The organism is Allopontixanthobacter sediminis (assembly GCF_009828115.1).
Lineage (GTDB): Bacteria > Pseudomonadota > Alphaproteobacteria > Sphingomonadales > Sphingomonadaceae > Allopontixanthobacter > Allopontixanthobacter sediminis.
In genome coordinates this window covers 427,574-446,389 of the sequence record NZ_WTYL01000003.1, presented here as the reverse complement: position 1 = coordinate 446,389, position 18,816 = coordinate 427,574, and the positions used below count along the sequence as shown (strand labels likewise).

Genomic DNA, 18,816 nt, shown 5'->3' with positions numbered 1-18,816 from the left:
AAAAAGCGACCCCGTTGCCGACATTTGTGCTTAGGCTAAGCTGGGCGAGCTATGTCAGGGGGGGACGGAGTAGGAAGAATTGGAAAATGTCGTTCTCTACATTGCTGCACCAGCGGTCGGTATGCTTTTGGATTGGCTGTACTTTGACAGCATGATTCATATCATCCGCGGATCTTTTCCGGTCAAAGAGCAACACCCCTACCGCGACTTCCTCGATGGCAGATTGGTAGGCATCGCGGCGTCATCGCTAGTGATTGCCCATGCGTCAGTTGTCGCTAGCCTCACCGTCGCAATGTTTGGCGCTTCGCTATTCATCAGTTCACACTTCTACATTTACGCAAAAATATACTGGTTGGAGCGACAATCTGGCCGATAAGCAGCCCGCGCTAATGTTCGCTTCCCACTGCGTTTCCGCCATTAAAAATCGATTTTCGCAGTCTTAAAAGCTGCCGGTTTGGGGCGCTCAAGGAAACCTGGTTGTACGGCCGGTTTCGGTTTCGCGATCTCATCTCTTAAACGGCAGCTATGTCGGCGGATGCTGACGGCAGCTTCGCGCCGCAATGTAGGCCATCAAATAAGTCGCAGCTTCACCCGGTTTAACCCACCCCCTAAATGCGGACATTAAGCCGAAGGCGCGAGCAAAAGCGCTCCGGTGATGCCCGCTTGGTCGCCCAAGCCTGGCGCCACGATTTTGTGTTTGGTATTCCCGGGAAAATACGCGGCGCCCAATTCCGATGCTCTATGTTGCACGCGGTCTAGCAAACCAGGCGTCTTCATCACACCACCGCCCATGACGATCACTTCTACCGAAGTCAGAGCAATCAGAGTATGGGCAAGTTGTGCCAGGTAGTCGGCGATGATCTCATGCGCGATGTGATCCGATGGCAGTTCGGATAGCGACGCTCCCCAACGTGCATTGATAGCCGGGCCGCTAGCCAATCCTTCGAGGCAATCGCGGTGGTGAGGGCATATCCCAATGAACTCGAGGTCGAGCGCATGGCGACGAGGCAAAATGTGTCCCATTTCCGGATGCGCGACCCCATGAACCGGTTTGCTGCCGACTATCAGGCCTCCACCAATACCGGTGCCGACCGTAATGTAGGCAAGTGACGAAGCATCCAACCCAGCGCCAAGCTGATGTTCGGCGAGCGCTGCGCCGTTCACATCAGTATCGAAACCAATCGGCACCTTAAATCGCTCGGCGAAGAATCCGGCTATTTCGCATATCGCCCAGCCCGGTTTGGGAGTATTGGTGATGTGCCCCCACATTTGAGAAGTTCTATCGAGGTCGACGGGTCCGAAACTGCCAATGCCCAAGGCACTTATCTGGCCATGACTTTCAAGCCACGCGGCTGCTTCTTCAAGGGTTTTTGCGGGAGACCCGGTGGGGATTTCGTGCCGAGCGATAATTTCGGTTGGCGAGTGACCGACAGCAAGTGCGAACTTGGTTCCACCAGCCTCTATCCCGCCAATCAGGCCCATATTTCCCACAAGTGTCATTCTTACCCGACCAATCGCGATGTCGCGCCAACAAGTTCAAGCCGCACAAATGGAGCGAAGGTGCCACCAAAACGTGCCCTGCGTGTTTCTGCTTCGGGCCGAGTGTTGTCTTCCGGCCCCCAATAATCAACGAAGCTGGTGACGCTGAGATCAGGCAAAACCCACCAGCTATACGCCTGTGTCGGCCTTTCGACCGGATTGGCAATCACAAGTCCATGTCCGTTCAAAAAGGTCCACGGGCCATCGATCGATTCCGCCGTTGCGCCGTAGAGCCCCGTTGGAGCGACGATACCCGGCGCGAACACACCACGCTGGGTGGACCAGAACAGATAGATCCGTCCTCCATGCTCGACGACATGGGGCCGTTCGAGCTCGTTATTTACGCCGGATGCGGTTATTAGCGGAGGGAGCAACCGATACCCATCGCCGTTCGATGTCGCTGCGCCAATGACACCGTCATGCAGGCTGGGCTGCGTGCCCGATGAGCCGGTAAACAGGACGTAATCCTGACCGTCGCTGCTGCGATAATGCGAGGGATCGCGAAACGCTTTGATCTTGCCCGGCTCCCCTTCATTTTCGTTGGCTGGACGATAAAAATGTCCATCGGCTTGAACAAATTCTACCGGTTCTGACCATGCGCCGAACTCTCCGTCTGCCATCAATGGCGCACGGGTCAGGAACAGGCGCTGATAATAAGACAGAGAAGCATCGCCCTTGTGCCCGGTGGCGGTGAAGAACAGGGTAACCTCCCCGTTGTCCAGCCTGGCCGAACCTGACCATTGGCGTGCGGCTGGCGAAGTCGCTTCGGGGAGCGTCAAACCGATATGTGTGAAATCATCGCCCATGCGGTGGAAATGATGGATGCGGGCGAGATGATGGCGTTGCTCGGGGTCGTCCGCTCGCACCACTGCAAGGGCGAACCACAGTTCGCCGCCGCCCCACGGGACCGGATTGCCGGTTGGGTCGGCAAGCGGCCATGCATCCCACACATCAAGGTCGGGCGACATTGGCTTGGCACTACCCGCATCGATGATTGCTGGCTGATCAAATAGGCCACCCGCAAGTTCGGCCACAATCTCCGGCGTCCATGACGTTGCGGAGGGTTTAAGAGCTGCGAGTTTGTTGTCGATTGCAGTCATAAGTCCCATCGTAACATTTTTGATAGGCGCCAGGCACGTCGCGATACAGCGCTTGCGTCGCTATCCTGCTATAATTTCAGAAAGCTGTCTTAGCTAACCGCTCCGGGTTCGGAAGCTGGTCGAGACTGTAGGGTCTATACCAGCTTCCTCTTGTTGGGACGGTTAGAAGTCGAAGCGGATCGATGCTGCGATCGTGCGACCCGCGATGGAGCGTGCACGAACCAGGCCGTTGCCCGGGATCGAGCCTTCTTCAGCCTCAGTGTAGCCAAAGTTGTTGAACAGGTTGGTCGCATTCAGTGCAACTTCCACCCGATCGACCGGACGGATAGCGAGGAAGGCGTTCACTTGGTTGTAGCTCGGCAGTTCCAACTGGTTATTATCCTGCGTGAAGCTGTCGGTGGTACCGATGATGTTGGCACCTGCTTTGAAGAAGCCGTCATCATACTGCGCGGATGCTTGGTAGACGAAGTCTGCCTGACGGCGCGGCGTGTTGCCGATTAGGCCAGTGTTGAGCGAACGGACGATTTCGGAATCGGTCCATGTCACACCCGCAGAAAGCGAGAACGGACCAACCGAATAGGCACCTTCAAGCTCGATGCCCAAGGCCTCGTAGTCGGTATCCGTCAGCAGCAGCGGAGCGATTTCGACGTTGGTCTCGCTTGTTTCGGCATAGAAGCCGGTGGCAAAAAGCGAGAGGCCGTTTGCCTGATATTTCAAGCCCACTTCGAGTTGGTTGACGTCGGCAATCACGCCATCGTCGCCGCCCGGCAAACCGCCATCGACGGTGCTAACAGCTGGCGAGAGCAGGCTGCGGTCAGCTGTGTGACGACCACCCTGACTGTAGCGGGCAAAGACACCCAGATCATCAGTCACAAGGTAGTTCGCACCGATCGACCATGAGAAATAGTTAAAATCATAATTCACCGGAGCAGGGCTACCCAGCGGCAGGACGCTGGTTTGTGCTTCGGCCGGACTGATATTGCCGTCATTGTCGAAATCGAAGCTGGTGACCGGACCATCGCCGGTCACCGTTCCGTTGGCATCGCCATAATCGTAGCGGATGCTGGCATCCAGTGTCAGGCGATCCAATTCGACACTGAGTGAGGCAAACGGTGCATAGGTGCTGTACGCAACGTCGTAGTTACGACGGCAGCAATTGCCAAAGAAATTGGCACCGAAGCCAACAACGCCATTGTCGGTGACCGTGTTCCCGCCCGCATCAACGATGTCGACAAGGACGGCTTGCCCGTCACCCTGAACAGTCTGGACATGCGATGTCCAAAGCCAATTAGTGTCAACGTCCTGACGCGACAGATAGAAGCCCGAAGTGAAGGTTGCCGAACCGCCGCCAAAGTCGAAATCCTTGCTTATGCGGAAATCATTGGTGACGTTGTCGAGGCTGTTCAGGCGAACATTGAAGTTCACAATGTTCGCCAGCAGACCGTTGCCGCCGATAGTAGAGGCGTCTGCCACTGAACCAGCGTTCGGACCGCTGGCAAACACAAGGCTCGAGCCCGCGCCACCGATACCGTCCGCAATGGCCTGAGCCGAGTCCGCGCCCGCTGGGAATGGCGAAACGAAGCTGCCCGAATTGTTGGCGTAACGGAAACGGTTGGTCAGTGTCCAGCCAGAGCCAACATCGATCTCTGCTTCTACACCGAACGCCTGCGATTCAACCGAGAGGCCATCACGGAAATTGTAGGTGGTAGGGTTATTGCCGCCATCAAGGGTCGTGATGGTTGTGATGAACGGGCTGTACAGCGAGTCCGAGCGCGGGTCGAAACCAGCAATGGCCGTGTAGTCTGGATTGCCATCCGTACCGCCAACAGCAACTGGCTGAGGGAGAATGGTAGGAGTGCTGTCATCGAGAAATTTGGCGTGGAAGCGAATGTAACCGCCATCAAATTCCTTCGTAATATTGGCCTTGATCTGGCCGCCATCGTAGCCGTTATATCCGATATCACGCGGGCCTTCGCCGGTGCGGTAAAAGCCACCGACGTGGAAATACAGATCGTCGGCTAGCGGGGCACCATAATCGAAGGCGAGACGATAGGTCTCAAAATCGACACCGATGGTGCCTTGGATTGCGCCGCCTTCACGTTGGCCGGTCTTAGAGATGAAATTGATAACACCGCCGGGGGCGTTGGATGCGAAGGTAGACGCCGAACCACCACGAACCGCTTCGACGCGGGCGATGTTGCGGTCAGCGCGCAGGAAGTTGTCGGCGTTACCGAAGATGATGTCGCCGAACTCGAGAACTGGCAGGCCGTCTTCTTGAAGCTGGATGTAACGGGCGCCGCCAGTTGAAACGGGAATACCGCGAACAGCGATGTTCGCATTGCCTTCACCACCAGAAGCTTCGGCGCGAATACCGGGGATCTGACGGATAAGGTCGGCCGACGATGGCGGAGCAAGATCGGCGATCTGCTCCGCGCCTATGGAGCTGACCGAGACCGAGCTTTCGAGCCGGTTCTGGCCGCGTGCAACTGCAGTGACGATAATCTCGTTACCGGGTTCAACAGCCTCATGAGAGGCGACTTCCTGATCCTGCGCAAAGGCAGGGGTTGAAAAGGCACTTAGCGCGACGCCAAAGGCCAAAGCGTGACGAAACTTCATGACAATCTCTCCTGGATACCTCGCACTATATTGCGCGATTCGCAGTAAGACATAACTCGATTGCAAACGATTGCAACGATAAAGTTGCAAACGATTGCAATTATGCGCAATCTATGTAACGAAAATGCAACAAGGCCGAGAGCATAACGGCAAGTGAGAGGATACTGACCCATGCAAACCGCGGTAAAACCACGGCTTCCGCTGCTGCGAATCATCGAAATGAACATTGGCTTTTTTGGTCTGCAGTTTAGCTTCGGCCTGCAGCAAGCCAATATGGGGCCAATCTACGGCTTCCTCGGCGCCGACGAGGCGACGATGCCGCTCTTGTGGCTAGCTGGTCCAATGACCGGTCTCATCATCCAGCCAATTGTGGGCGCAATGAGCGACCGCACCAACACCCGCTTCGGGCGCCGCACACCTTACTTCCTGATCGGTGCAATCATTTGCACGATTAGCCTTTTCCTGATGCCGTATTCTTCTACGCTATGGATGGCGGCATCGCTATTGTGGATACTTGATGCTGGCAACAACATCACAATGGAGCCCTACCGCGCCTATGTTGCAGACCGCCTCGTGCCCGGCCAACGGTCAGTGGGGTTCCTGACACAGAGCGCATTTACCGGGCTGGCGCAGACTCTGTCCTATCTCGCGCCAACTTTGCTGACCGCTTTTATTGCGCAGGACGTGCTCGACGATAATGGTATCCCGGTAATCGTCCGCATCGCGTTCATCATAGGCGCTATACTTTCGATCTCGACCATTGTCTGGTCGGTATGGCGCGTACCCGAGTTGCCGATGACCGATGATGAAAAGGCCGCTCTGGAACAGAAGCCTTTGACCGTGAAAGACACGTTCGCAGAGATCGTCAAGGCGATCCGCGACATGCCAAAGCCGATGCGCCAACTCGCGCTTGCAATGCTGTGCCAATGGTATGCGATGTTCGCATACTGGCAGTACATTACTTTCGCAGTTGGCCGCTCACTCTACGTTACATCCGATCCATCTACCGCTGCGTTTCGTGAAGCCACGCTGACCACACAGCAGGCGGGTGCGCTGTACAACTTCATCGCCTTTTTGGGTGCCTTGTTGCTCATACCAATCGTGGCGCGGATCGGCGCAAGAATCGCGCACGCAATTTGTTTGTCTGCTTCGGGCACAGCAATGCTGCTCATCCCGGGTGTCGAGACACCGATGGCGTTGTTCGTCCTGATGCTGGGGATTGGCATCGGATGGGCCGGGATGATGGGCAACACATACGTGATGCTGGCAGATTCGATTCCGGCGGACCGCAACGGCATTTACATGGGCATCTTCAATATGTTCATCGTCATCCCAATGCTGTTTCAAACGCTGACTATGCCGCTGATTTACAATCCGGTGCTGGGCGGAGATCCGCGGAATGTATTGATGCTTGGCGGTGCGCTCATGTTTGTTGGTGCCATTGCAACTCTCTTTGTCGACGCAGGACACAGAGTTCCGCGTGAACAAAAGGCGCTAGCAGGCTAAGGCATCGAGATGACAGATACCGACACTCAGATTCCCGATGACTTGCCCCAACGTGTGCGCACGATAACAGATCTTGCAAAGATCGCGGGCGTATCTGCTGGAACTGTTTCCAGGGCGCTGTCGGGCAACAGCCTCGTCAATACGAAGACACGCCAAAAAATTGAAGCCATCGCGCGCGAACACGGTTTTCGCCCAAACCAGATGGCAAGCAAGCTGCGCAGGCAAAAGACAGGCGCCGTCGGCGTTGCGATTCCACTGGGTCATGACGAAAGACAGCAGATTTCTGATGCCTTTTTCATGACACTGCTTGGTCACTTGGCGGACCAGCTGACCGAGAAGGGTTATGACATCATGTTGAGGCGGGTTATCCCCTCACAGGACGAGGATTGGCTCGACCGATTCATCGGTTCAGGCATGATCGATGGCGTCATCGTGGTCGGCCAATCCGACCAGTTCGAACGGATTGAGGACGTTGCAGATGGTTATCTGCCCATGGTCGTGTGGGGCAACCATCAGGAGGGCCAGAGGCACTGCGTCGTCGGCACTGATAACCGGTTGGGCGGAAAGCTTGCAGCTGAAAAGCTGATTGCCTCAGGATGCAAGAGTCTCGCATTTCTGGGCGACACACAGCCAATCGAGTTTGCGGCCCGTTTTGCAGGCGCCAAAGACGTCGCCGAAAAGATGGGCGTGTCTATTCGCGCGCTTCCGACACACTTGTCACGGGATCAAACCGGCGAAGAGATCGCAGAGCATTTGCTCGAGATTGAAGGGAAGATCGACGGTATCTTCGCGGCAACCGACACGATCGCTGTCAGTTGCCTTAAAGAGCTTAGGGACCGCGGCATCGATGTGCCGGCTCAACTCAAGATTGTGGGTTTCGACGATTTGCCAATCTCAAGCCAGACCATCCCTCCGCTAACAACTGTTAGGCAGGATATAGCTGCAGGTGCCAGAGGGCTTGTGGACCTTTTGCTGCGGCGTCTCGCAGGAGAAGATACGGAAAGCCTGGTGCTGCCTCCGCAATTAATTGTGCGAGGCAGCACTTAGAAGAAGACTGTCCGTGTGTAGACGCCCCTTCGGATTCAAGAGGGTGTTGAGAGATTTTTTTGCGCTCAGGTTCAGGTGCTTCCGTGTGTCCGGCCTGTTGACGCAGCCCTATCACACGGCTGCTGGCCTGTATGGAGATCGTGGATCGGGTCCAAACCGCTTTTGCGCGTTTAAGACGCTTGGACATTACACTGGTTATCCCGATCCCGTCTTCTGACCGTCGCGCCATACCTCTCTGCTGACCTTCCCTTGCGTCCCTGACGCCTCAAGCCGTGGCGGTCACGCCGCCGCGGCCGGAGCTCTGTAGGTTCCTCCGTGCGCCATAAGCGCCCAGACGATCCTCGCCATCTTGTTCGCCAACGCGACGGTCACCAGCATTCGTGGCTTGCGCGCGAGCGTACCCACCAGCCAGGCACTGGCCTTTTCGGGATTGCGTGCTGCAACCTTTGTCGCCGAACTGGCACCAAGGATCAGCAACCGACGCAGGCTGCGCTCACCCATCTTGGTCGTGCGCCCGAGCCGCTCCTTGCCGCCGCTGGAGTGCTGCCTGGGCACCAAGCCGAGCCACGCGGCAAAGTCGCGCCCACGACGGAAAGTGCCAGCAGCAGGCGCCAGCGCTACCAGCACAGTCGCGATGACAGGTCCGACACCGGGGATTGTCATCAGCCGTTGAGCCACCGGATCAGCCTTTGCGCGACTGGCGATTTCCCGATCAAGCAGTGCGATCTGCGCCTGAAGCGCCTCAAGGCCTTGTGCGACGATCGCCAGCACTGGTCGAGCTTCGACGGGGATGTCGGATTGCGGATCGGCGATAATTTCAACGAGCTTACCGACGTGCCCAGCACCCTTGCGAACCACGTAACCGAACTCAGTTAGGTGACCGCGGACCGCGTTGATCAGCTGCGTGCGCTGGCGCACGAGCAGATCGCGGGTGCGAAACACAACCGCTGACGCCTGCGCCTGCGCGCTCTTGCCCTGAACGAACCGCATCGTCGGACGCTGTGCCGCCTCACAGATCGCTTCCGCGTCGGCCATGTCGTTCTTCTGCCGTTTGACGAACGGCTTCACATATGCCGTAGGGATAAGCTTCGTATCGTGCCCGACTGCGGCGATCTCGCGCGCCCAGTAATGAGCGCTCGAACAGGCCTCCATCGCGACCACGGATCGCGGCAATGTTGCCATGAACGGCAAAAGCTGATCCCGACGTAGCTTTTTGCGAATGAGAAGCGCACCGCTACAATCCGAACCGTGGATCTGGAAAACCGACTTCGCCAGATCAATACCAACTGTGCTAACTTCAGTCATGGACGCCTCCTGCTCTGGTGATTCAACACCCCCAATATGGCACATCGATGCCGTCAGGGGGCGTCCACCCCAACGCTTTTGACATAGGCCAATACGAAAACTGATGTTCCGCCCTCGGCGCAGTTGCCGTCGCAGGCAAGCGCCTGAACTTAGGGCAGCTTTCAGCGAGCTGATCCGAGGCACGGAACAACGGTTATGTTAGCGGATGCAGTCATAGTGCTAGCGCCCAGGTCTGACGGCAGCTATTCCCCACTATCGAACAACCTGCTGTTCCGGACACGACCCAGTTTTTGTCGTTCCAGCCGTTTGATGATTGCGATAAAAGCAGACCGGCTGGACGCGACACAATTGCCGACAGTCAAGCAATGAATCATCAAATATGGGAAGAGATAAGCAAAGGGAGAATACCAGATGAGACTAGGAGCCTTCTCAATCAGCCTAGCGGTCAAGGACCTTGGCGCTTCCAAAGCCTTCTATGAAAAGCTGGGTTTCGCAAGTTTCCATGGTGAAGAAAGCCAGAACTGGCTCATTATGAAAAACGGTGAAAGCGTAATCGGCCTGTTTCAGGAAATGTTTCCCTCCAATATCATGACCTTCAACCCGGGTTGGGATAGCAATGCCCAGCAGCTCGATGAGTTTGAAGACATCCGAGATATTCAGAAATCACTGAAAGCCAGTGGAGTAGAATTGACCTCTGAGGCTGATGAAACCAACAATGGACCTGCCAGCCTTATGCTGACCGATCCGGATGGAAATACGATCTTAATCGATCAACACGTTTAGGCTTTGGGGTTCGCGTAGTCCGACTCTTAAATAGACCGTGGCGGGCGGGCGTAATTGAGTTGGCTTCTTCCTAGTAGACAGTCCGCTCCCCACGACATTCTTACCATCCAGCACCGATTTGCGCAGTCCTAATAGGTGCCGGTCATGAGCGTTCGACGAAACCTGAACGTACGGCCGGTTTCAGGAGAGAAGAACGAGCTTGGGAACGGCAGCTATGTCGGCGGATGCCGCCCTCCGATGCTTGCCCGACCCTTTGGTCTTTATGCGCAGCCGGAATTTAGCCACACCGCCACAGGAGCAATGAAACTCTTAGAACGTGAAGGTCTTTCGTCCCGACGCGAGGCGCGACAAGGCCGTTGAGATGGATTCAATAGTTCGAGAGAACCGGTTGAACCTTCGCAGCCTGTGCGCGGGCATCGGCACTCTTAAGCGCAGACCGCTTTCCGGCAGTGCGGCGCGCACCACCATTACGGCAGGACTCAACCGCAAGCACCGCGCCTTCGGGTGCCAGCTTTGCCTTGCGCGCATTCACGCCTGCAAGGTAGCCGTTGAGTTCAAGCGTCTTCATGAATTCCTAGATAGCCCTAAATGCGCCGGATTACCAGAGAGCAATATGTCACACGGGAGATCGGATAATGACGAGTTCACCAGAAGACCAATTAGCCACCATGATAGCGAACATTTCTGAAAAGACTGGGAAACCGCTGCCGGAATGGATTGCGATTATTGAAAAGAGTGGTCTGGAAAAACACGGCGCTATTCTCAAGCTACTCAAGGAAGAACACGGTGTAACCCACGGCTTCGCCAACCTGATCGCGGCAAAGGCCCGTGAAACGGGCGAGGAAGTCGATCCGGTCGCCGTTCAATATTCGGGATCTAAAGAGGCGTTGCGTCCCCTATACGAAGACATTGTCAAGTTTGCTCGGACGCTCGGCTCCGATGTCGAAATCGCTCCCAAGAAGACCAGCGTCAGTCTTCGCAGAAAGAAGCAATTTGCTTTGATCACCCCAGCTACCAAGACGCGCATTGACATGGGCGTAGCGCTCAAAGGGGAAGAGCCAACCGAGAGGCTGGAAACCTATAATGCAATGTGCAGTCACAAAGTCCGTCTTGAGACCGTCGCAGATTTCGATGACGAGGCCAAAGATTGGATCAAGGAAGCTTATTCAAGGTCAGGCTAGAAGCGCTAGTCGACTGTCCGCTTTCCACCTCAGTCACGGCGTCAAGGGTACCCAAGGCCACCGCCGAAACCGGACGTTTTTGCCGCGACACCGATGACCGCTTTCGGGCAGCACAATGACTTATCCTGATGACCGAGATTAGGGCGCGAAGCTGACATCGAAGTCGCATTTCGCCCTTTCTATCGTATCGCCGAGCACAGCAACTCAGCCGGTTTTCACTCGGCTCAAAAAACGCGAAAAGTAGCGCTCTCCTGCGATCCGGATGCAGCTGCCTTCTTAATCATGCCTTCCATTCGCCGATCGGTTTCCGTGCGGCCCGTCGATCAACGTGCCTTAACGAATGACGGCCCTTGGTATCAACCTTCGACTGCTCGAAGGACCAAAATTGGGGCGAGATGCTGACGCACCGGCTAAAGTTCTCCCAACCCGATCGCGCTTCTAAAGGAAGCCGCTCGGGTTTTTCAAGGAAACCAACTACCGCCATCTAATGTCGGCTTTCGCTCGATCGAAGAATGATATCGATTGCGAGAGTCGGAGGTGCAAAACAAAAAATGTTGGGCATGCCTCTCAGGCAGCGCAGCCTTACGCGGAGCGCTCAAGATCGTCGAATTTCCGGCTTGATGGAGAGCTCGTTCGAAGCGCGCAAAAAAGGGGGTTGCGGTGATAATTTATCATAACTGATTGTAATTTGAGCAAATTTACGATTTGGAAATGGAACATTTCTATTGGTCCAAGTTCCCAAAGTGACCGTTTCTATTGTATTATGGAATTTTTCTATTGTCCGACTACAACAATGTAGTGGGACAACAAAGACTTGCCGTTTCAGTCACGGATTTGCGCCATTCCTGAAGGTTAAATGGACAAAAGAGTTTGTCCATTTTTCTGCTTTTCCAGTCATCTTGTCCATTGATCGCCTGATTTCATGCATGGTTGTGACATTAGAAACTTTCCATTCTTCGATGATCAACCAGCGTTGAATATCGTTCTTTTTCATTGTGTTACAAATTGCTGGATCTTCTCAAGAGCATAGAATCGGGGGACCCTTCCCTTCACAAGAAGGCTCAATCTAAGGGCGCGCTCAAAATGCCCTTGCAGCAACGACGCATCCGTCGATCAATCGGACTTCTGGCGGCGGCGCCAGCTTCAGCGCTGGTTGGGATTGGCATCTTCCATCGACCACATCAAAGACATAGCCATGCCAAGGGCACCGGATTGAGCCGTCAACAACCGGAGCTTCGTCCAGCGGTCCAAGCCAATGCGGACACACGGCGGAGTGCGCGACGAGGGATCCTTCATGGTCGATCAGTCGGAACATGGCTCCGCCAAATTCAAACGGCATCGGAAGCATGGCGCGCACAGCCTGCTCCGCGCCAAGGTCGAGGGCCGGTGCAGTCCGATCCGGTGTTGTCCGGCGGGCCAATGCGCGCTCACGCGCCTGCATCATGACTTCGTCTTCGTCCCACAGCTTGGCATAAGCCGCACAATAGACCTCGCCCAGCGCTTCAAGGCGGTCCGGCCGTGCTTCCGGGAGATGGAATTCGACCGTGACATCGACGAGGTTCGTGTCGATCGGTTCGAGCGCAACACGTATTTCGGTGCCCTTGGTGCTACCTTCGATTGTTGTTGATACATATCGTCCGGCCACGCGATCAGCGCGCAGCTCGATGCGCTGCGGCGTGCCGCCCCGAGGGGTCAATTCGACCCGCCAGCCCCACGGCCCGGAAGCGAGAAGCTCACACTCGGAGAAGCTGCCATCGTGGAAATGCGCGAGATGCTCCCAGTCCAAAACGTTTTCCCAGATACGTTCGAGCGACGCATTTACGCGCCGGCGATAGGTGCCCGCGAGCGACAATGTTGGAACCTCGATCATTGCCCTGGCTTTCAATCCTGTATCCTCTTCATGCACACCAGGCCTTCATTAGCCGATGGACGCATGCAGGAATACCTTGTGCTCTTTCCAGCGTTCACAAAAGGCCCGGGCACGCTCGTTGATTTCAAGCGTCGGATTCAGGATAAACAGCGGCTTCCAGCTAAAGGCGTTTGCCCGGACAGGGAGGGCTTCAGAGTCCAGTCGTCCAAGGCAATGATGACTCTCAAGGAATTCCGCATCTGCCTTCTGGTATACTCACCTTGCGAGCCTCTCAAACTCAAGTTCAGGAAAGCCCGCGTCGGCTGATTGATCCAGAATGTCGTAGTAGACATTTGCGCCGCCAAAATAGACCAACACACGCGGAGGTTTGTCTTGTCGATTTGCGCCCATCATCCAGGAATTGACCTTGTCCCCCTCGGCCATGAGGGTCTGACCGTGAATGTCTGCAGTCTGTGCGGTCCAAGCTTGCTCCGCTTCCCGACGCGGTTTGAATACGTCGAAACCTTCGCGCTCCATCTTGTCGATACATCGGGTGATCCAGATCACGTTCTGCTCAATTGAAGTGGGCAGGTTGGCAAAAGGCGCTTGAGGGCCCGTGACAACAAACATGTTCGGGAAATCTGCAACGCAAACTCCCATGATGCACTCAGACACTTTTTGCCACTTTTCTCGGAGCGTCTGGCCGCTGCTGCCGCGGATCGGGAAGGCTTCCAACGCACCCGTATAAGCTTCGAACCCGGTTGCCAGTACAATAATGTCGAATTCATAGTGTTTGTTGGTCGTACGGATGCCTGATTCCGTGATTTCAACCAGCGGCTCGCGGTCCTTAATGTCCACCAAGTGCACGTTGTCTCTATTGAAAGCTTCCATGTAACCGTGGTCCAACGGGGGACGCTTGGCAAACAGCGGATAATCTTCCGACCTCGGCGCCAGTAAATCCGCGATTTCGGGATCTTCGACCCGTTCCTTCATCTTCGATATAATGAACTCCGAAGCCAAGCGGTTGGCCTCTGGGTTGACGAGTAGATCATCGAAGGTTTCGAAAACCCAGCGGAAACTGCCAGTCCAGTTTTCTTCGAAGATACGCTGCCTCTCTTCTGGTGGGGTGTCCACGGCGTTTCGGCCTGCAGGGCTGTCGAAGGCCATCCCAAATGCGTGACCACGACACTTCGCTACAATAGCATCGTAGTTTTCTTTAATTTCCTTTGACCACTCCGGTGTCATTGGCTTTTGCATAGCGGGAAGGATGTAGTTCGGCGTGCGCTGAAAAACTGTCACATTGCCGGCGGTCTCAGCTAGGACGGGCACCATTTGCACAGTCGAAGCTCCGGCACCGATGATTCCGATACGTTTTCCAGCGTAATCAAGCTCTTCTTGAGGCCAGCGCGAGGAATGGAAGATAGGGCCCTTGAACCGATCCATACCCTTGATCTCGGGTATCATCGGCTCCGAGATCATGCCCATGCAGCTGATGAAGTACTTACAAGTAAAGGTATCGCCAGCACCGGTGGTCACACGCCAGATCCCCTGGTCGTTAAGGTACTGTGCCTCCACAATCTCTGTGTTCAATTGTATGTGGGGCCACATGTCGCATTTATCGGCGACGAAGCGCATGTAGCTTTGGGTTTCCTGCCGATCTGGATACCGTTTCGACCAAGACCAATCTTGTAATATTTCCTTAGAAAATGTGAGACAGTAGTAATAGCTCTCACTGTCTGTGGCCGCACCCGGATAGCGGTTCCATGTCCATGTGCCGCCGATATCTGATGCTTGGTCAAACACACGCACGGAAAGGCCCGCATCCCGCAGGTAATGGATCAAGGCCAGCCCTGCAAAGCCTGCACCAATACCGATCGCGTCGTAGTCGACATCGATCGACTTGGTCTTTTGCGTTGCCGGAGCCTCGCCCGCGCTAATGTTCATATTGGTCATCAGTCCTACTCTCCTCTCACCTAACGGCGCCTTTTCGGTGCCCGTATTTTTTAGCCAAAAGTCTCAATTTAACATCAATTCAGGGGCGACTAGCTTGCCCTGATCTAGAACCAAATCTGCACACCGCAGCCGCACTTTCTCCTAAACAAATGCCGGACAGCAAGGCGGCAAACGGGCCTTCTTATTTTCCATCACCAGCGAAAACCGGCCATGTAGAATATCAAATAGGCGGCTTAGTGCCGGGTGATGAATCAAAGAAACGGGGAGAATTTTCAGTCATACTCAACCAATTCCGGCCGCGGCTTGCTGCTTGCTAGGCCAGTGGTTGGCGAGCTTTCCAGTTGCGTCGACCCCCGCCTCTCTCAGGATCGCTTCTCGATCAGAGTCTCGCTTCCACATCTTAGGCGTGATTGTCTCGGTTGCTACGAAGCGCGGCGCTGGACGCGGCTGAACATAGCCATCGCCCTCCAAATAACTGTCCCTCGCTCGATTGTGATCATTGGCAAGAGCCTCGTCCATCGTCAGCACCTCGCTGAAGCAACAATCGCGTTCTAGTAATTTTTCAGTCCAGAATTCACGAGGTGCAGAGCTGAATACGTCGGAAAGGCGGGACTTCATCCCGGGCCAATTCGATTGGTCGTACTGATCGGCAAACAACTGGTCGTTACCCAAGTCCAACGCCTCCAGCAGACGCGAGAAGAACTTGTTCTCTATCGCGGCGATTGCAACAAAGGCGCCATCAGCACATGCATAGCAGGCATAGAACGGCGCCCCACCATCTAGGAGGTTCTGACCTCTTGCCGCCTCCCAGGTCCCATTATGCTTAAGCGACCACATGCCTGCCATCAGCGCCGCCGCGCCGTCGACCATACTGCAGTCAATGATCCGTCCTTCGCCGCTCTGTCGGGCCGCGAGCAAAGCCGTAACGAACCCGAAAGCGAGCATCATTCCTCCGCCACCATAATCGCCAATCAAGTTGAGCGGTGGTAATGGTGGCTGTCCTTCAGGCCCAATCGCTGCGAGGCATCCGCTCAGCGATATGTAATTGAGATCATGCCCTGCCTTGTCGGACAGCGGCCCTGCTTGGCCCCAGCCCGTCATGCGGCCATAAACCAACGCCGGATTGCGCTTCATTAGTACGTCGGGCCCGAGCCCAAGGCGTTCAGCAACGCCTGGCCTGAAGCCTTCTATCAAGCCATCGGCAGTTTCGATAAGCCTCGAGACAATCTCGATTGATTCTGGTTGCTTCAGGTCAAGCGTGATCGACCGCCGCGATCGCAGCAGAATATCGCGCCGCTGATCCTGCCCCATCGGATCGCTACCGCCAGGTCTATCAATACGGATGACGTCCGCACCGTGATCGGCGAGCATCATGCCGCAAAATGGTGCCGGACCGATCCCAGCCAATTCTATGACCCTCACCCCTTGAAGCGGGGGGCGCATATGGTCGACTTTCATACAAACCTCTCCCCTACCCGATCAGGTCACCCAAAACCGCCTGGATCTCGACTGATTACGTTATTTGCTAGCGTCTAGCAACTTAATCTGAAAAGGTGCATAGATGGCAGGTTAGATCACTGATAAAAAAGAATTAATAATAGGCCGAGCGCCGGTTCAGTCGCGCTTTCGGAATGTGCTTTCGGTCGATTCGCGATACATTTTGAACTGCATCGCGAGATCCACCTTCTCCGGGGCCACCAACCACTGGTAAATCGTCCCGAAGATAAAACTGTTGAACTGAAATGCGTAGCATTCTGGATCAACGCGGTTATCAATTTCTCCCTTTTCTATGCCCTCGCGAACCCAGAAAGCGACGTCTTTGCGATATATTTGATGATAGTCAGTCAGATGGCTGCGGACTTCGCTGTCAGTACTGATTGATTCGAACCAGAGAATGTACATCGCCTTCATGTATTCGGAGTGGTTAAGCAGAAACCCCTCGACGGCATGCAGGGCCGATAAGCATGCCTGCGCGCCGGTTTGCTGCCCAACTTTGCTGGCCAGTTCCTCGGCCCACTCATTATTGAACCGTACCACCAGCTGTCCAAACAGCGCCTGCTTCGATCCGAAGCGATTACTGGCAAGTCCGCGGCTGTAGCCGGCACGCTCCCCGACGGCCTTCAGCGTCGTCGAATGCGTCCCTTCCTCTATGATGATCTGCATCGCCGCGTCGAACATCCGTTCGTCGGATAAAGCCGTGCGTTCAGCTTGGGTGCGCCGGCCAATCTTGGCTCTACGGGGCTTCTTCGAGCGATCCAACGGCTTGCCGTTGGTTGCCTCTCGTAATGTCACCTTAGCTTTTTCGGGGGAGGAGGATTTCATGAAAAAATGTCTACTCGATGATATTGTATCGTTCCAGACGCTACCTGCTCGCGCAAGGCCAGCTTGTCGACCTTGCCAACACCAGTTAGCGGCAACTTCGTCACCAGAGCCCAGTATTCAGGCACCCAGAACCTAGCTACGCGCGCCGCCAGTTGCCCGCGCAAATGCGCCCAGTCGGGCTCTGTATCAGCCTGTGAGGTTACGATTGCCAGGGGCCGCTCGTCCCATCGCTTGTCGGGCACCGCGACGACTGCCGCGTCATCGATGCCGGGCAAATTGGCTATGTGATTTTCAAGTTCAGCCGAAGGAATCCACTCGCCGCCCGACTTGATGAGATCTTTCAGTCGATCCGTTACTTGGACATAACCTCGCTCATCGATGGTTCCAGCGTCGCCTGTGTCTAGCCAGCCGTCGTCGGTCAGGACATCACCCACACCGTAATATCCACGGGCGATCCAGGGGCCCCGCAGCTGCAACCGCCCTACCGCAACACCGTCTTCAAGTAAGCGATCACCTTCCTGATCTACTATCCGCACCTGAACCCCGGCAACAGGGCGCCCGCTTTTGGCTTGCAGTTGATGCGCCTCGGCTCCAGCCGTATCGGAAGGAGGATGAGACAGGACACAAAGTGGGCTTGTTTCAGTCATCCCCCAGCCTTGTATTAGTGGAACCCCCCAACGTTCTTCCACCTCGACTATAAGATGTTCGGCCACCGAAGATCCGCCGCATACGATGGTGCGGAACGAAGACATGTTGATCGGTGAGTGGGCGTCCGCGCGAAGGAGTTCGTTTAAGATAGTTGGAACGGTTGCTGTGAACGTCGGTTCAGTCGCGGCAATCATCCGTTGGATAGCTGGCGCCTGCAAGTGCGGGCCAGGAAGCACGAAATCGGATCCTGCGAGCCAGCCAGAAAATGGCAGCCCCCATGCGTTGGCATGAAACATAGGCGGCAGCAGCATGATCCTGTCGCGGTCGCTAAGGCTAAAGGCATTGGAGGCCATCGAGGCTAGGCTATGTAGATATATCGTTCGATGCGAATAGACTACGCCCTTGGGATTGCCGGTAGTCCCGGACGTATAGCAGCACGCAGCAGCGGCATCTTCGCGCTGCGTGGGAAACTCAAAAATTGGTTCTTGGCCAGCAATAAAATCCTCATAATTGGACCATGGCTTGGTCAATTCACAGAGTCCGTCACTCGATCCGGTCACGATAATCTGTTTGAGATGTTCGAGGCCATTTACCACTTCGACGATTTGGGACAGCAAAGTTCCATCCGCGATAAGCACCGCATCTTCTGCATCGGCGAGAATGAAGGCGAGCTGCTCGGCATGGAGGCGTAGGTTAAGTGTGTGAAGGACCGCACCCATTGAGGGTACCGCGAGATATGCTTCGAAATGCGCGAAATCGTTCCAGCTAAGCGTAGCTACCCTCGTGTTTGCGCTCACACCACTTGCCTTCAGTGCGGCAGCCAACTTGCGCGCACGACGAGCTGTTTCAGCGTAGCTCCGCCATTCAACATTTTCCCCGTCGAAAAGCCCTATCTGGCTACGGGCATGAATTCGCTCACCATGAGCGAGGATTGCTCCAGTGTTTAACTGAACATCCATCATGGTTG

At 55.3% G+C, this 18,816-nt stretch carries 16 protein-coding genes; 5 read left to right on the top strand and 11 right to left on the bottom strand.

The window, feature by feature from the left end; all coding sequences use genetic code 11:
• Positions 1 to 79 precede the first annotated feature (79 nt).
• Positions 80 to 376, top strand: coding sequence for a hypothetical protein (locus GRI65_RS12950; protein WP_160756971.1), 297 nt, complete (start codon positions 80 to 82; stop codon positions 374 to 376).
• A 245-nt stretch (positions 377 to 621) separates the two neighbouring features.
• Here the strand turns inward: GRI65_RS12950 and GRI65_RS12945 are convergent, their stop codons facing one another.
• From GRI65_RS12945 to GRI65_RS12935, 3 genes are all read right to left on the bottom strand, one after another.
• Positions 622 to 1,500 (bottom strand): ROK family protein, encoded by an 879-nt coding sequence (locus GRI65_RS12945; protein ID WP_202391314.1) that lies wholly within the window; start codon positions 1,498 to 1,500, stop codon positions 622 to 624.
• A gap of 2 nt (positions 1,501 to 1,502) precedes the next feature.
• The gene (locus GRI65_RS12940) at positions 1,503 to 2,648 is read right to left on the bottom strand and encodes a glycoside hydrolase family 68 protein (protein WP_232844134.1); all 1,146 of its coding nucleotides are present in this window, start codon (positions 2,646 to 2,648) and stop codon (positions 1,503 to 1,505) included.
• A 153-nt stretch (positions 2,649 to 2,801) separates the two neighbouring features.
• Positions 2,802 to 5,255 (bottom strand): TonB-dependent receptor, encoded by a 2,454-nt coding sequence (locus GRI65_RS12935; protein WP_160756970.1) that lies wholly within the window; start codon positions 5,253 to 5,255, stop codon positions 2,802 to 2,804.
• Positions 5,256 to 5,426: 171 nt separating this feature from the next.
• On the opposite strand from GRI65_RS12935, the gene GRI65_RS12930 reads away from it, so the two are divergent.
• A complete protein-coding gene (locus tag GRI65_RS12930) occupies positions 5,427 to 6,761 on the top strand; it encodes an MFS transporter (protein WP_160756969.1) in 1,335 nt (444 codons plus the stop codon).
• Between the two features lie 9 nt (positions 6,762 to 6,770).
• Positions 6,771 to 7,808, top strand: a complete 1,038-nt coding sequence (locus GRI65_RS12925) for a LacI family DNA-binding transcriptional regulator (RefSeq protein WP_160756968.1) — start codon at positions 6,771 to 6,773, stop codon at positions 7,806 to 7,808.
• Between the two features lie 279 nt (positions 7,809 to 8,087).
• On the opposite strand, the gene GRI65_RS12920 is transcribed toward GRI65_RS12925, so the two are convergent.
• Complete coding sequence (locus GRI65_RS12920; RefSeq protein ID WP_160756967.1) at positions 8,088 to 9,113, bottom strand: IS110 family RNA-guided transposase; 1,026 nt, start codon at positions 9,111 to 9,113, stop codon at positions 8,088 to 8,090.
• Between the two features lie 411 nt (positions 9,114 to 9,524).
• On the opposite strand from GRI65_RS12920, the gene GRI65_RS12915 reads away from it, so the two are divergent.
• A complete protein-coding gene (locus GRI65_RS12915; protein ID WP_160756966.1) occupies positions 9,525 to 9,896 on the top strand; it encodes a VOC family protein in 372 nt (123 codons plus the stop codon).
• Positions 9,897 to 10,263: 367 nt separating this feature from the next.
• Here GRI65_RS12915 and GRI65_RS12910 read toward each other — a convergent pair whose 3' ends face one another.
• Positions 10,264 to 10,464, bottom strand: coding sequence for a hypothetical protein (locus GRI65_RS12910; protein ID WP_160756965.1), 201 nt, complete (start codon positions 10,462 to 10,464; stop codon positions 10,264 to 10,266).
• Positions 10,465 to 10,531: 67 nt separating this feature from the next.
• Between GRI65_RS12910 and GRI65_RS12905 the strand changes: the two genes are divergently transcribed.
• Positions 10,532 to 11,077: a DUF4287 domain-containing protein gene (locus GRI65_RS12905; protein WP_160756964.1), complete on the top strand. Its 546-nt coding sequence runs from the start codon at positions 10,532 to 10,534 to the stop codon at positions 11,075 to 11,077.
• An 826-nt stretch (positions 11,078 to 11,903) separates the two neighbouring features.
• On the opposite strand, the gene GRI65_RS12900 is transcribed toward GRI65_RS12905, so the two are convergent.
• From GRI65_RS12900 to GRI65_RS12875, 6 genes are all read right to left on the bottom strand, one after another.
• Positions 11,904 to 12,071 carry a hypothetical protein gene (locus GRI65_RS12900; protein WP_160756963.1) on the bottom strand — a complete coding sequence of 56 codons (168 nt, stop codon included), beginning with the start codon at positions 12,069 to 12,071 and terminating at the stop codon, positions 11,904 to 11,906.
• Positions 12,072 to 12,155: 84 nt separating this feature from the next.
• Entirely contained in the window at positions 12,156 to 12,947 is a 792-nt protein-coding gene (locus GRI65_RS12895; RefSeq protein ID WP_160756962.1) for a Rieske (2Fe-2S) protein, read from the bottom strand.
• A gap of 255 nt (positions 12,948 to 13,202) precedes the next feature.
• Complete coding sequence (locus GRI65_RS12890) at positions 13,203 to 14,879, bottom strand: flavin-containing monooxygenase (protein ID WP_202391313.1); 1,677 nt, start codon at positions 14,877 to 14,879, stop codon at positions 13,203 to 13,205.
• Positions 14,880 to 15,161: 282 nt separating this feature from the next.
• Entirely contained in the window at positions 15,162 to 16,337 is a 1,176-nt protein-coding gene (locus tag GRI65_RS12885) for a CaiB/BaiF CoA transferase family protein (RefSeq protein ID WP_232844133.1), read from the bottom strand.
• 156 nt (positions 16,338 to 16,493) lie between these two features.
• Entirely contained in the window at positions 16,494 to 17,201 is a 708-nt protein-coding gene (locus tag GRI65_RS12880) for a TetR/AcrR family transcriptional regulator (protein WP_160756961.1), read from the bottom strand.
• Entirely contained in the window at positions 17,198 to 18,811 is a 1,614-nt protein-coding gene (locus GRI65_RS12875) for a long-chain-fatty-acid--CoA ligase (protein WP_202391312.1), read from the bottom strand. Before GRI65_RS12875 ends, GRI65_RS12880 begins: the two co-directional genes overlap by 4 nt.
• Positions 18,812 to 18,816 lie beyond the last annotated feature (5 nt).